The organism is Streptomyces sp. NPDC002156 (assembly GCF_053593675.1).
In genome coordinates, this window is record NZ_JBSFDA010000051.1 from 23,469 (window position 1) to 37,971 (window position 14,503).

Consider the following 14,503-nt stretch of genomic DNA (forward strand, 5'->3'; position numbering starts at 1 on the left):
CTACCCGCCTGCGGGCAGATCGGTGCGCGGAGCGGCCGCCAGATGCACACCGACACGCTTCACCAGGAGAGTCATCTCGTAAGCGACCTGGCCCACGTCCGAGTCGGCGTCCGAGAGCACGGCCAGGCAGCTGCCGTCCCCGGCGGCCGTCACGAACAGAAAGGCGTCGTCGAGTTCGACGACCGTCTGGCGGACGTTGCCCGCGTCGAAGTGACGTCCCACGCCCTTGGCGAGGCTGTGGAAGCCGGAGGCCACGGCGGCCAGGTGTTCGCTGTCCTCCCTGCTGAGGTCCTTGGAGACCCCGGTGGGCAGCCCGTCGCCGGAGAGCACGAGCGCTCTGCGGATGCTGGCCACCCGGTCCACGAGGTCGTCGAGGAGCCAGTTGAGTTCGCCGGACGCCTTGTCACTCGCGCTCTGGCCGGTCGCCTTCGGTGCGGTCATCGACCGTCCCCCTTAGTCGTTCCTTGTGCTGTGCCGTCCTGGGCGTCTTCGCCCGTGGCGTTCTCCTCACGACCACGCTGCCAACCACGCTGCAGCGAAGCCATGCGGCTGCGGACCTGGTCGGCATCGCGGTCGAAGAGGTCGGCTCCGTCCTGGGTACGGGACTTCGCCCGTTCGGCCCGCCGCTCCGGGCCGTCCCTCAGCTGCGGAGCCAGGTTCGCCTGGCGTACGCGGCGGGGCAGCCCAGCCGTACCGGACGCGGCCGGATCCGCCGCCGCACCGGGGTGGGAGGCGGTCCCGCCAGAGCCACCGCGCCGGTCTCGCTGCGGGAGGGCCGGCGCTTCCGGCGACAGGTCGCCGAGGCCGTTGCGGCCGGCCTCCGCTCGTCCGCCCGCGCCACGGGAGGGCGCGTCGGGACGGTCGGTGACAGATCGGTCGCCGAAGCGTGAGGCGGGCGGCTCCATGCGGTCGGTGAAGGACCTGGAGCCTGCTGAGTCCGCGCGGCCGTCGAGGCCCCGCGCGGCGGTTTCCCCTCGCCTGTCCCAACCGCGCACCGGAGGTTCCGTGCGGTCGCCGAAACCGTCACCCGAACCGCCGCCGGACCGGCGGACCGGTGTCTCGCCCCGGCGGCGGGCCGGGAGCGGGGCCAGGGCGTCCGGGTCCGACGAACCAGCGTTGTCGGGCTGTTCGTCCGATGGGGCCGGGATGCGCCGGGACGGCTGGTCCGTGACCGGACGGCCGTGGGAGCTGACCAGCTTGGGCGTCCGGCGGCGCGGCAGCGCCACGGCGTCGTCCGGCCGGCCGACCGCACTGTCGGGGGCGGTTTGGCTCCGGTCCTCGGAAAACTGCTGGCGTGGGTCGACCGGGAGGTCGCCCGTTTCGTCCGTCGCTCCGGTGATCGAGCGGCGTGGCCGAAGGAAAACGCCCTGCTCGCCGTCCGCGTCGCCGAAGGAACCGGGAAAGTCGTCGAGGGCGTCCAGGTCGACCGGCGCTTCCAGCTCGACCGGGCCGTCGATGAGCGAGGCGGGCAGGCCGGGGAGGCGCACAGGTCCCGGGGAGAGCGCGGCCTTGCGGCCCTCCTCGAACGCGGCCTCCTTGGAGGGCTGGGCGCGGTCCAGGCGGAAGCCGATGCCGTTGGTGTCCGGGACGTCGTCCGTGAGGAGTGCGTCGGGGACGAAGACGACGGCCGTGGTGCCGCCGTACGGGGACGGCTGGAGGGAGACCCGGACGTTCTGCCGCTGGGCGAGCCGGCTGACGACGAACAGGCCGAGCCGGTCCGTGTCGGACAGTTCGAACTCGGGTGTCTCGGCGAGTCGCAGGTTGGCGTCGAGAAGTGCTTCGGCCGCCATGCCCAGGCCCCGGTCGTGAATCTCCAGGGTGAACCCGTTGGCGACCCGTTCGCCCAGGACCTGGATGGCCGTGTGCGGGGGCGAGAACACCGTGGCGTTCTCCAGGAGTTCGGCCACGAGGTGGGTGAGGTCGGCGACGGCCGGGCCGGTGACGGCCATCCGGGGCAACCTGCGGACCTCGATGCGCTCGTAGTCCTCGACCTCGGCGACGGCGGCGCGTACGACGTCCATCAGCTGGACGGGCTTGCGCCACTGCCGGGAGGGGGCCGCTCCGGAGAGGATCACCAGGCCTTCGGCGTGCCGGCGCATGCGGGTGGTGAGGTGGTCGAGGCGGAACAGGTCGGCGAGTTCGTCGGTGTCCTCGGTCCTGCGTTCCATGGTGTCGAGCAGGGTGAGCTGCTTGTGCAGCAGGACCTGGCTGCGCCGGGCGAGGTTGACGAAGACCTCGGAGACTCCGGAGCGGAGTTCGGCCTGTTTGACGGCGGCCTCGACGGCGGCGCGCTGGAGGGTGTTGAGGGCCTGGCCGACCTCGCCGATCTCGTTCTTGTCGTACTCCAGGCGCGGTACCTCGGTCTCCACGTCGACCTGTTCGCCGGCCGACAGACGGCGCATCACGCTGGGCAGCCGCACGCCCGATGCCTCGTGGGCCTCAAGGCGGAGCTGGCGCAGGTCGCGGATGAGGGCACGGCCGATGCGTACGGACAGGACGAGGGAGAACAGCAGGGCGACCAGTCCGAGGACGCCGGCGACGACGGCTTTGACGATGACGCCCATGACGACCGGGCGGACCCGGTCCTGATAGCGGTCGCCCGACTGGTCGTTGAGCTTGCGGAGTTCGTCGAGGACATCGCCCGCGGTGGTGTCCCAGCTCTTCGCGGTGACGCCGCGGGGCCGGCCGGACTCGGCGCCGATGGCGGCCTGTTCGGCCACCCGGAGCGGTGCGGTGGAGGCGTTCTTCCAGAACCGCTCGTAGCGTGCGCGGTCCGACAGCGGGAGCAGCGGCAGGCTGACGTCGTACATGACGGTGCGCTGTGCCACGAGGTCGGAGATGTCGCGGGATTCGTCGCGGGAGACCTTGCCGACGACCAGGGCCGAGCCGAGCAACGCGTCCTCGCGGGAGAGCAGTTCGCGGGCGCGGGCGGTGTTGACGAGGGCGCGGGCCTGCTTGTCCATCTCGAGGTTGTCGATGATGTGCAGGTTGGCGAGCAGGACGTAACAGGGGTCGACCAGGCGGTTGTAGAGGTCGAGGGCCTGGGACCGGGTGACGGTGCCCTCCTCGACGCTGCGGCGCAACGGGTCGATGCCGTCGAACGCCTCCAGGACGGCGCTGAGGCGCTCGCTGTCACTGTCGCTGATCGAGTTGCGTACGTCGGATTTATCGGCGTTGTCACGGATCTCGCCGATGACGTCGTCGGTGGCGCTGCGGCTGCGCCGAAGAGCAGCCAGCGCGTCGGAGGCACGGGGGTCGGCGAGGTAGACGAGGGTCTGTCGGCGCTCCTGTTGGAGCACGCGCACGGCGTCCTCCGTGGGGTAGCTGACCTTCTCCACGATCGACGACACATTGAACAACTCGGCCGCCTCACGACCTGTGAGCACCGTGGCGAAGCCCCAGATCGCGGTCAAGGACACCAGCGGCACGAGAAGCAGCGCCACGATCTTCCGGCGGATGGACTTCCCGCGAAAGCGCATGGCCTCCCCCAGCTCGCCCCCGCCAGCGCGGGGGTACACATGTGCGTCAATAATCGGCGTGAGCCTACTACTGACCCACAGAGAACTCGAAGACCTGTCCGGAGGCTGAACTTCCGTCCTGCTGGCGAGAGATGGCGAGTTGTCCGATCATTACGGGAGATTGCCTCCACGAATCCGGCATCGGCCGTAGGACGGCGGCCGTCGGCCAACCTGACCGTTTGGCTGGATTTTTGCGTTTGATGGGAATCTTCGAGACACGTCGTTCGTCTTTGTACATAGGAAGTGGGCAGCGGAACCGTCAGCGGGGTCCGCAAACCCGCGTCCGGGCGGCGTAGAACAGTGCAAGCCGGGCAACCACTGGGGAGCCGGTGTCCACAGACATCGGGACGGGCGGTCTTGCCGGGCGGTGGGGAGTGGCACGTGATGGGCACGGCGGAACGACGCGAAGCGCTCGAGAACGACGTTGCGGCACCGGTGACGGCGGTCCGTGGTCCCGAAGCGCCTGATGACGGCCTTGCGACGGCGGACGGGCGCGACGTGCCGGTGAGCACGGGCGAAAGGGAAGGGAGCGCGGTGGACGGGAGCATCAGCGCACAGCCCTCCTATCGACAGCTGTGGGTGGAGGAGCCCGCGCGTCGGCGCCGGCTGCCGGATCCGGTGCGCACGGCGGCTGTACGGGCGGTGCTCGTCATCGCCGTGACGCTGATCCAGGCGATGGTGGCCTTCCTGTGCACGCTGGCCGGTTCCTGGCTGGCCTTCCCGATGGTGCTCAGCAGTGTGGCCAGCACGGTGGTTGCCACCTGGGCCGCGCTCGACGTGTGGGTGACACGCCAGGTCTGGAACCAGCGCAACGGCGTGGTGTCGACCCCGAGCAGCACGGCACGGGCACTGCGCCGTGAGCGTCGCAAGGCCCGGCGGCAGGTTCGGGCTGCCGCCCGGACCCAGGAGCGGATAGCCAGGCAGGGCGGCGGTTCCGGGCAGTTGTCGCACCCCTGAGGCCCCCGATTGCCGTCGCGCCTCCGCGGGCGGCGGCATCGAGTTCCGCGAGGACGTCCAGGCGTTCACCCCTCTCGGCAGCGCAGCCCTCGGCACCCGCTCCGTCAGCACCTCACCACTAAGTAATCGCACACACTTGCGCCCCTTATGAGTGGACGCCGCCTGCAATGGCATCGCGGTCGCGCCCGAAGGGTGGTGTGCTGGTGCCGGACGAACAGCACATGGGTTCCAGAGACGAAGGCACTCCCTCCGGCCGGGTACATCGACCGCCTCCAGCTGACGTGTCGAAGATCACATTCGGCATGAACCGTCGTCGGCCGGGGAGGCGCCCAGCCGCAAGGGCGCCTTACTACGGCGCTGACCAGGAGGAACAAGAACATGCCCGAACTCTTCATCGGCGGTGCGTGGAGGTCCGCGCTCGACGAGCGCACCCGGGAGATCCGCTGTCCCGCCGACGGTTCACTGGTCGGTGTCGTCGACGAGGCGGGCGGCAAGGACACGGTAGAGGCGATCGCCGCCGCCCGCCGTGCCTTCGACGAGGGCCCGTGGCCGGGTACGCCGGCGGGTGAGCGCGGTGACCTGCTGCTGCGCGTCGCCGACCTCATGGTCCGCGACAAGGACGTCCTGGCCCGCGCCGAGTCCCTCGACACCGGAAAGCGGCTGGTGGAGAGCGCGTACGACATCGACGACATCGTCAACTGCTTCCGCTACTTCGGGCGGCTCGTGGCGAGCGAGACCGGGCGGGTCATCGACACCGGCTCGCCGAGCGTGGACAGCCGGGTCGTGTACGAGCCGGTCGGTGTCTGCGCGCTGATCACCCCATGGAACTACCCGCTCCTCCAGACCGCGTGGAAGGTCGCCCCGGCCCTCGCGGCCGGCAACACCTTCGTCCTCAAGCCGAGCGAGCTGACTCCGCACTCCGCGATCCACCTGATGCGGCTCCTGGACGAGGCAGGACTGCCCGCGGGCGTGGCCAACCTCGTCCTCGGCGCCGGTCCGGAGGCGGGCGCGCCGCTCGGCGACCATCCGGACGTCGACCTCCTCTCCTTCACGGGCGGGCTCCAGACCGGCCGCCGTCTGATGGCCGCGGCAGCGGGAACGGTGAAGAAGGTCGCGCTCGAACTCGGCGGCAAGAACCCCAACATCGTGTTCGCCGACGCCGACTTCGACACGGCCGTCGACATGGCGCTCACCGCCGTGTTCCTGCACTCCGGGCAGGTCTGTTCGGCCGGGGCCCGGCTGCTGGTGGAGGACTCGCTGCACGACCGGTTCGTCGACGAGGTCGTCCGACGGGCCCAACTGATCCGGCTCGGCGGCCCGTTCGACGAACAGGCGCAGACCGGCCCGCTGATCTCCGAGGCACATCGCGCGAAGGTCGAGGCGTATGTCGCCCAGGGCCTGGCCGAGGGCGCGGTGCTGCGCTGCGGCGGGGCGCGTCCCGAGGGGCTCGACGACGGCTTCTACTACCCGCCGACGGTGCTCGACGAGTGCGACGCCCGGATGACCGTCGTACAGGAGGAGTCGTTCGGTCCGGTGCTCACGGTGGAGCGGTTCACGGACGAGGCGGAGGCCGTGCGGCTCGCCAACGACACCGTGTACGGGCTCGCCGGGGGCGTCTTCACCACCGACGAGGCCAAGGCCCAGCGGGTCGCGGCCCGTCTGCGGATCGGCACGGTGTGGATCAACGACTACCACCCGTACGTCCCCCAGGCAGAGTGGGGCGGCTACAAGCAGTCCGGCTTCGGCCGCGAACTCGGGCCCTCGGGACTCGCCGAGTACCGCGAGGCGAAGCACATCTGGCGGAACACCGATCCCTCGCCGCAGGGCTGGTTCTCGTAGCCCCCGCCCCACGACCCACCCCACCCCACGTCTGCCACTCCCCTCGTACGTCGTTCCCTCCGCACGTCGTGAATGTGCGCTTTCATTGATCCCGCCCCATTGATCCCGGCACCCGCAACGAGCCGCTCCGCTTCCTCCCACTCCCCCAGGCCCACCAGGAGTCCGCTCATGGCTACGACCGAAAAACCCACAGGCCCAGGGCACACGGACGACGCCGAACTCGCCGAGTTCGGCTACAAGCCCGAACTCAAGCGCACCCTCGGCAACTTCCACACCTTCGCGGCCGGGATCAGCTACATCTCGATCCTGACCGGCACCTTCCAACTCTTCTACTTCGGTTACGGCAGCGGCGGTCCCGCCTACTGGTGGTCGTGGCCGATGGTGTTCGTCGGCCAGTTCATGGTCGCGCTCTGCTTCGCGGAACTGGCCGCCCGCTATCCCGTGGCCGGCTCGGTCTACAACTGGTCGAAGAAGATCGGCAATCCGCATCTGGGCTGGCTGGCCGGCTGGATGATGCTGATCGCCTCGATCGTGTCCATCGCGGCGGTGGCGCTCGCCTACCAGCTCACGCTTCCGCAGATCTCCGACGTGTTCCAGATCGTCGGGGACGGCACCGGAAAGTACGACGTGGCGACCAACGCGGTGATCCTGGCCACGGTGTTGATCCTGTTCACGACCGTGGTGAACGCCTTCGGGGTCAAGCTGATGGCCACGATCAACACCGCGGGCGTCTTCATCGAGCTCGTCGCCACGGTCGTACTGATCGTCCTGTTCGCCGTGCACATCACGCGCGGTCCGCAGGTGGTCCTGGAGACCAACGGCACGGGCGCGAGCCACAGCGCCGGCTACCTCGGCGCGTTCCTGGTGGCCTCCCTGGCATCCGCCTACGTCATGTACGGCTTCGACACGGCCGCCTCGCTCGGCGAGGAGTCCGTGAACCCGTCCCGGAACGCGCCGCGCGCGATCATCCGGGCGATCGTCGCCTCCTTCGTCCTCGGCGGACTGATTCTGCTCCTCGCGCTGATGAGCGTCTCCAGCCTGAAGGGCGAACAGCTGTCCACGGACGGTCTGCAGTACATCGTGCTCGACGTCCTCGGGTCCACGGCCGGCAAGGCGATGCTGTGGTGCGTGCTGATCGCGGTCACCGTCTGCGCGCTCGCCGTCCACACGGCGGCGATCCGGCTGGCGTTCGCGATGGCCCGCGACAACAACCTGCCCGCGTCCTCGCTGCTTGCGAAGGTCAGCCCGCGCTTCCAGACGCCGGTACTGCCCGCCGTGATCATCGGTATCCTCGCGCTGGCGATCCTGGTGGTCAACATCCGCCAGCCGCAGATCTTCACCGTGGTCACCAGCATCGGCATCATCATGATCTACCTCGCCTATCTGGGCGTCACCGGGCCGATGCTGGTGGCACGGCTGCGTGGCAAGTGGCAGCCGGCCGGTGACGGCAAGTTCTCGCTGGGCCGCTGGGGCCTGCTCGTCAACATCGGCGCCGTCGTCTGGGGCGCGGCCATGACGACCAACCTGATCTGGCCGCGCGCCGAGGTCTACAACGCGACCGCCCCCTTCCACTGGTACCTCCAGTGGGGCGCAGTGCTGTTCGTCGCGATCATCGCGGGCGGCGGCTTCGCCTACTACTGGTTCATCCAGCGGCACCGGACGGGTGTGCTCGCCGGACACCGTTTCGAGGAGCCCTCGGCCGGGTCGGCCGGTCCCCTCACCGCTCCGGCGGCCGACTGAAGGAGGTCAACCACTCATGGACCAACCACTCCTGAACACCGAAGAGTTCGACTATGTGGTGGTGGGCGGTGGCACCGCGGGAAACGTGGTGGCGGCGCGGCTCTCGGAGGACCCGGCCGTCACGGTGTGCGTGCTGGAGGCGGGCCCGAGCGACGTCGGCGACGACGACGTCCTCAAACTGGAGCGCTGGATGGGCCTGTTGGAGTCCGGCTACGACTGGGACTACCCGGTCGAACCGCAGTCCAGCGGCAACAGCTTCATGCGGCACGCCCGTGCGAAGGTGCTCGGCGGCTGCTCGTCCCACAACTCCTGCATCGCCTTCTGGGCCCCGGCCGAGGATCTCGACGACTGGGCGGCGGCGGGCTGTACGGGCTGGAGCGCGGCCGACCTCTTCCCGCTCTACCAGCGCCTGGAGACCAACGACGCCCCCGGCGACCACCACGGCCGCACCGGGCCGGTGAAGCTCCGTACGCTGAAGGGCGAGGACCCGTGCGGCAATGCCCTGTTGGAGGCGTGCGCGCAGGCGGGCATCCCGATCACGCCCTTCAACACCGGCGACACCGTGGTCCGCGGGGCCAACTGGTTCCAGATCAACTCCGACGAGAACAACATCCGTCAGTCGTCCTCCGTCGCCTATCTCCACCCGGTCATGGACAAGCGGCCGAACCTGGAGGTACGGACGGGGGTGCGGGCGAAGCGGCTCGTGCTGGACGGACGTCGCTGCGTGGGTGCCGAGTATCTCGACCCGGATCTCATCCACACCCGGACCGTACGGGCGCGCCGCGAGGTTGTCGTGTCGTGTGGCGCGATCGACACCCCGAAGCTCCTGATGCTGTCCGGCATCGGACCGGCCGAGCAGCTGCGCGAGGTCGGCGTCGAAGTGGTCGTGGACTCGCCGGGCGTCGGCGAGAACCTCCAGGACCACCCTGAGGGCGTCATCATGTGGGACGCCAAACAGCCGATGACCACGACGTCCAGTCAGTGGTGGGAGGCGGGCATCTTCTACGACACTGAACCGGGCCTGGACCGGCCCGACCTGATGTTCCACTACGGCTCGGTGCCGTTCGACATGAACACGGCGCGCTGGGGCTATCCGACCTCGGAGAACGCGTTCTGCCTCACTCCCAACGTGACCCGGGCGAAGTCGCGCGGCACGGTGCGGCTGCGCACCCGCGACTACCGGGACAAGCCGATGGTCGATCCGCGGTACTTCACGCACGAGCACGATGCGCGCGTGATGACGTACGGGCTGAAGCTGGCGCGTCGTATCGCCGCGCAGCCGGCGCTGAGCGGGTGGGCGGGGGCGGAGTTGGCGCCCGGGCCGGATGTCCGGACCGACGAGGAGTTGTTGGACTACATCCACAAGACCCACAACACCGTTTATCACCCGGCCTGCACGGTGAAGATGGGTGCGGATGATGATGTGTCGGCTCCGCTGGATGCGCGGTTGCGGGTGAAGGGGATTGAAGGGTTGCGGGTTGCTGACGGGTCTGTGATGCCGGAGTTGGTGTCGGTGAATCCGTGTATTACGACGATGATGATCGGAGAGAAGTGCGCTGACCTTTTGAAAGGGGACGCCTAGGGGGGTGCGGTCGTGGGGAACTGCGGCGCCATCGTGGCTGGTCGCGCAGTTCCCCGCGCCCCTAGGGGGTTGCCCCTGAGGGAGTTGACTGTGCGGGGGGAATTGGCTGTGTCGGGCGTTTGAACATCCTGGTCGCCGTGATCTCGCTGTGCACCGCGTCCCCCTCCCCCTCCACGGGCTGCTGCGGCAGGCCCGGGCGGAGGTGTTCCTCCACGCTGATGTACTTCAGGCCCGCGCGGAGGTCGGCGTCGTTGCGGAGGCGGATGACGAGGGGGAACTCGGCGAGGGCGGTCGTGTCGAACAGGCCTGTGGTGTAGAGGAGTTGGACACCCAGCGCGTCCGACACCGCTCGCTGGAGTTCCAACAGGTACGTCGCGTTGGCGCGGCCGATGGGGTTGTCCAGGAACAGTGTGCCTGCGTGCCGGTGCTTGTCGCGGCCCCGGTCGTTGCTGCGCAGCGCGGCCATTGTGCAGTACAGGGCGATGGCGGCGGTGAGCAGCTGGCCGCCCGAGAACACGTCGCCCATTTGTCCGACGGGCACGCGCTCGGCGCGCAGTACGGCGTCGGGCTTGAGGATCTCGACGGCGATGCCCTTGGGCTGGAGGGCGGCGCCGACGCCCCTCAGGAGCAGGGACATGCCGTCCCGGCGCAGGTCGGAGTTCTTCTTCACGGCCGCGCGGGTGGCCTCGTCGATGACCTCGCCGAGCCGTTCGGTGAGCGTGGCCTGGTCGGGCTCCTCGAACCGGATGCGCAGGAACTCCTGCCCGGACCACTCGCCGAGCCCCTCAGGCAGCCGGGACAGCCGCTGGGCGGACCGCAGGGTGGCCAGCGCCGACTCCACGAGCCCGCGCAACCGGTCGACGATCGAGTCCCGGTTCCGCTCCAGCTGCGCCAACTCGTCGGTCAGGACCCGGAGTCGGGGCGCGAAGGCGTCCGCCCACTTCTGGGCGTGCTCGGGCAGCGCGGACGCGGGCAGCTCGCGGATCTGCTGGCGGGCGGGAGTGCGTACCGCCTCGTACCGCGTGGAGTTGGCATGCCGTACGAGGATGTCGCTCGCCTCGCGCACGGCGCCCTCGGCGGCGGACAGGTCGGCGGCACAGCCGCGCAGGGAGCGGCGGGCCTCGGCGGCCGACTGCCGTGCTTCCTCGGGGCTGCCGGGGTAGGGCTCCTGGGCCTCCTGATCGTCGTCGGAGGTGTGTTCGCGCAGCAGGTCGCGGAGCATGGCGGCGATCTCGTCGAACCCGGAGGCCGCGTCCTCGGCCGCCCGATGGGCGTCGAGCAATTCGGCGTGCGCCTCCCTGGCCTGGGTCAACGCCTCGGTGCGGGAGGCCAGTTCGGCGGTGGCGGTGCGCAGCAGGACCTGGGCGTGCTCGGCGTCGCGCGGGACGAGTTCCTCGGCCAGTTCGGTGTGCGCCTCGCCGTCCTCGGGCGCGTGCCGCTCGGCCTCGCCGCGCAGCCGCCCCAGCTGCTCGCTGGCGGTGGACACCCGGGTCTCCAGCAGCTGTACCAGTTCCTCCGCGCGCGCGGAGGCGGCCTGTCGGGACGGCCCGTCGGACCCGTCGGGCGACAGGAGCATCTGCTCGGCGCGCGTACGCACCTTGTTACTCAGCCGGTCCAGCTCCGCGCGCGCGGCGCTCTCATCGCTCTCGGCCCGCGCCTGCTCCGCCCGCAGGTCGGCCCCGACGCCGACCTTCTCGTAGAGCTGGGAGGCCGCCCGGTAGGCCTCACGGAGGGCGGGCAGCGACGACCTCGCGGCGTCCTCGTCAGCATCCGGTACGTCATCGGGGGCGCCCGCGATCTCCGCGCGCTCGGCGCGCAGGGCGCGGGCCGTGCGGCGCGCGTCGTCGGCGGCGCGCTGGGCGGCGCGCCGGTCCTCGTCGGCGGACCGGGCACGCTCCAGGCAGACCTGGGCGCGGGCCTCCGACTCGACGGCCTCGTCGGCCAGTTCACGCACCTTGACCTGCCAGCCGGCGCGTTCGCGCAGCCGGTAGGCGAGTCCGGCGAGCGCGTCGGCGGCGCGCCGGGCCCGCTGGGCGGCCTCCTGCCGCTCGTCCCGCACACGGGACGCCTCGCCGGCCACCTCGTCGGCCTCGACCCGCACGGTCCGCGCCTCGGCCAGCTCGGCCTCGGCCTCCTCGGCAAAGGCCCGCGCATCGCGAGCGGCCTGGGCCAGCTCGACAAGCCGCCCGGCCGGACAGCCCGTACGCCAGGAGGTGAGCCGTGCGGCCAGCTCCCGGTCCTTCCCGAGCCGCGCCGCGAGCGTACGGATCTCCTCCTCCCGCTCCCCCGCCCGGGCCCGCAGCGCCTGCCGCTCCTCGTCGGCGGCGTGCTCGTCGTGCATGGCCGGGTTCGGCGGTACAAGGAACACGTCGCCGTCGCCCGGTCCGGGCGCCGGGGTGGGGGCGAGGAGGGCGGCCGCCGTACCGACCGCCACGGCCGACCGGGGCAGCAGGGCCGCGTCGGCGAGTGCCTCACGGGCACGCGCGTGCGTGCCGGGGTCGGTGATGACGACACCGTCGACCAGCTCGGGGCGGGCGGCCAGCACGCGCGCGTGGTCGGCGGGGTCGACGGCCTGGGCGAGATAGCGCCAGCCGGGCAGCGCGGGAATGCCGTGCTCGCCGAGGAACTCGACGGTGGCCAGGACGTCGGGGCCGGGCGGCAGCAATCCGCCATCACCGAGTGCGCCAAGGATCCGGGCGTCGTCGGCCGCGGCGGTCCGCAGCTCGAAGAGCTGCCGCTCGGCGGAGGTGACACCGTCGTCGAGCAGCTCGCGGAGTTCGTCGGCGAAGCGGTCCAGTTCCTCTGGGGTCAGGGGACCTTCGTCGAGGGCCCGGGAGGCGCCCTTCCCACCCCCACCGGCCGCGTCCACGTCAGCACCCGCGGCCGTAGCCCCGCGGCGCTCACCCTCGCTCGCACCATGCTGGTGCGGCAGCGCGGCCCGCTGCCGTGCCCCGCCCACGGACGGCAGGCTGAGCAGCTCGGCGAGCCGTTCCTCTCCCGCCAGGGCCTCGGCGGTGCGCTGCTCGGCGTCGTACGCGCGCTCGGCAGCCGTGGCGGCGTCCGCCGCGCGGGCGGCCGTCAGCTCCGCGCGGGACTCGGCGGACGCCGCCTCACGCGCGTGCTCGGAGGCCCGCCTGGAGGCCTCGCGGGTGGTGTCCCAGGCCTCGACGGCCGTCTTCTCGGCGTCGCTGGCGGCGAGCGCGGCCCGCGCGGGATCCGCGTCGGGAGCGCTGTCGTCGAGCCAGCCCGCGCGTACCGCCTCGGCGGTCTCCTGTTCGACCTCGCTGAGCCGCTGCTTCAGATGCCCGACCTCGCTGCGGGCGCGCTGTGCCTCGGTGGCGGCGCCGGTCGAGTCCCGGTGCGCGGCCTCGCCGGCCTCCTGGAGGACGGCGGACCGCTCCTCCTCCTCGTTGGCGAGGGCTTCCGCGCCTTCCGCCGCCGAGTGCAGCGCCCGTACGAGGTCGACGGCGGCCTTGGCGCGGGCGGCGAGCGCCGGGGCCGCGTCGAGCTCGGCCTCGCGGATCGCGACGGCCACGCGCGCGGAGCGGTCGGCGGCGGCTCGGTGCCGCAAGAAGACCTCGGCGGCCTGCCAGGCGGAGTGCATGGTGCGCGCGTCGGCGAGTTCGCGCTTCTGCGCGGCGGCCGTCTTCTCCGCGGCCGCGAGTGCCAGCGAGGCGTGCCGGAAGGCGAGTTCGGCGGCGATCAGCGCACTGCGTTCCCGCCCGCCCTCGGAGTGGGTGACGGCGTACGCGGCGGCGGTGACCCGCTGGGCGAGATCGCCGGCCCGGACGCGCTCCTGGACACCCCGCGCGGACAGTCGCCGGGCGAGCGTGCGCGTACGCCGCTCCGCGCCCGCGTGGATGTCCCGCGCGCGGGACCGTGCTTCCGCGGCCTCGACGATCCGTCCGAGCAGGTCCACGGACCCGGCGGTGAAGTCCCGTTCGGCGATCAGTTCGGACCGTCGCCCCAGCTTGTTACCGAAGCCGCCGACCAGATCGGCGAGCCCGTCGGTGTCCCGGGTGTCGGTGACCGCGCGCAGCAGCAGGTCGGTGAAGTCGGAGTCCTTCTTGACCGCGAAGAGGCCGGCGGCCTCGCCCTCGTCGGCGTTCATCTCCCGCTGGTAGCGGAAGAGTTCGGGGTCGAGACCCAGCTCCCCGAGGTGCTCGATCCAGCGGTCGTGGATCTCCTCCCAGTGCACTTCGAGGTGCGGATACGCCTTGCCCGCCTCGGTGATCGCGTCCCGGAAGCCCTTCATCGTCCGGCGCCGCCCCTGGGCCCCGGAGGCGCCCTCCACCGGCGGCCGTACGGCGGTGGACTCGGCGACGGGAAGGTTGTCGAGGCTCAGCCCGGGGCCGGGCCGGAAGGAGTACCAGGCCTCGGCGAACTTCCGTGGATCGTTGGAGACCTGCCGCCCCCGCCACTCGCTCGCCTTGCCGACCACCACCAGCTCACCGGTGAGCGTGTGCTGCCACTCCAGGGCCACATGCCCGCAGTCGTCGGCGAGCAGGAACTTCCGCAGCACACCGGAGCTGGCCCCACCGAGCGTGTTGCGGTGCCCCGGCAGCATCACGGAGAAGATCAGCTTGAGGAGTACGGACTTGCCGCCACCGTTCTCCAGGAAGAGCACGCCCGCGGGCGCGGGCCGGCGCGGCGGTCCGACGGGCTCGTCCTCGAAGAACTCCGCCTGGGTGGGCGCGGGGTCGGGCACCGGCTCGCCGACGCCCCGCAGGTCAAGCACGGTGTCGGCGTAGCGCGCACCGGCAGGACCGATGGAGTAGAGGCGGACCCGGGACAGCTCGTACATGGCGGACTCTCGTAGTCGTAAGGAAGTAGTCGGGTTGAGGGTGTTGGGCCGGATGGGAGTCTG

Annotated in this window: 7 protein-coding genes; 4 read left to right on the plus strand and 3 right to left on the minus strand. The window is 71.0% G+C overall.

Annotated features, from left to right (window positions below; genetic code table 11):
* Positions 1–441, minus strand: coding sequence for a roadblock/LC7 domain-containing protein (locus tag ACWCRB_RS21610; protein WP_369032108.1), 441 nt, complete (start codon positions 439–441; stop codon positions 1–3).
* The gene (locus tag ACWCRB_RS21615) at positions 438–3,479 is read right to left on the minus strand and encodes a nitrate- and nitrite sensing domain-containing protein (protein ID WP_450997576.1); all 3,042 of its coding nucleotides are present in this window, start codon (positions 3,477–3,479) and stop codon (positions 438–440) included. The genes ACWCRB_RS21610 and ACWCRB_RS21615 overlap by 4 nt, the downstream gene beginning before the upstream one ends.
* A gap of 423 nt (positions 3,480–3,902) precedes the next feature.
* Here ACWCRB_RS21615 and ACWCRB_RS21620 point away from each other — a divergent pair, with 423 nt between their 5' ends.
* The 4 genes from ACWCRB_RS21620 (at position 3,903) to ACWCRB_RS21635 (ending at position 9,636) form a co-directional block, all read left to right on the plus strand.
* Positions 3,903–4,475 (plus strand): hypothetical protein, encoded by a 573-nt coding sequence (locus ACWCRB_RS21620; RefSeq protein ID WP_450997596.1) that lies wholly within the window; start codon positions 3,903–3,905, stop codon positions 4,473–4,475.
* 378 nt (positions 4,476–4,853) lie between these two features.
* A complete protein-coding gene (locus ACWCRB_RS21625; RefSeq protein WP_450997577.1) occupies positions 4,854–6,314 on the plus strand; it encodes an aldehyde dehydrogenase family protein in 1,461 nt (486 codons plus the stop codon).
* 168 nt (positions 6,315–6,482) lie between these two features.
* Positions 6,483–8,054: an APC family permease gene (locus ACWCRB_RS21630; protein ID WP_450997578.1), complete on the plus strand. Its 1,572-nt coding sequence runs from the start codon at positions 6,483–6,485 to the stop codon at positions 8,052–8,054.
* Positions 8,055–8,070: 16 nt separating this feature from the next.
* Positions 8,071–9,636 carry a GMC family oxidoreductase gene (locus ACWCRB_RS21635; RefSeq protein ID WP_450997579.1) on the plus strand — a complete coding sequence of 522 codons (1,566 nt, stop codon included), beginning with the start codon at positions 8,071–8,073 and terminating at the stop codon, positions 9,634–9,636.
* A 61-nt stretch (positions 9,637–9,697) separates the two neighbouring features.
* Here the strand turns inward: ACWCRB_RS21635 and ACWCRB_RS21640 are convergent, their stop codons facing one another.
* The gene (locus ACWCRB_RS21640; protein ID WP_450997580.1) at positions 9,698–14,440 is read right to left on the minus strand and encodes a hypothetical protein; all 4,743 of its coding nucleotides are present in this window, start codon (positions 14,438–14,440) and stop codon (positions 9,698–9,700) included.
* Between the last annotated feature and the right edge of the window lie 63 nt (positions 14,441–14,503).

Excerpts from the sequence above, each read along its gene's own strand:
- ACWCRB_RS21610 (WP_369032108.1), bottom strand. The coding sequence starts at position 441 with ATGACCGCACCGAAGGCGACCGGCCAGAGCGCGAGTGACAAGGCGTCC.
- ACWCRB_RS21615 (WP_450997576.1), bottom strand. The coding sequence starts at position 3,479 with ATGCGCTTTCGCGGGAAGTCCATCCGCCGGAAGATCGTGGCGCTGCTT.
- ACWCRB_RS21620 (WP_450997596.1), top strand. The coding sequence starts at position 3,903 with ATGGGCACGGCGGAACGACGCGAAGCGCTCGAGAACGACGTTGCGGCA.
- ACWCRB_RS21625 (WP_450997577.1), top strand. The coding sequence starts at position 4,854 with ATGCCCGAACTCTTCATCGGCGGTGCGTGGAGGTCCGCGCTCGACGAG.
- ACWCRB_RS21630 (WP_450997578.1), top strand. The coding sequence starts at position 6,483 with ATGGCTACGACCGAAAAACCCACAGGCCCAGGGCACACGGACGACGCC.
- ACWCRB_RS21635 (WP_450997579.1), top strand. The coding sequence starts at position 8,071 with ATGGACCAACCACTCCTGAACACCGAAGAGTTCGACTATGTGGTGGTG.
- ACWCRB_RS21640 (WP_450997580.1), bottom strand. The coding sequence starts at position 14,440 with ATGTACGAGCTGTCCCGGGTCCGCCTCTACTCCATCGGTCCTGCCGGT.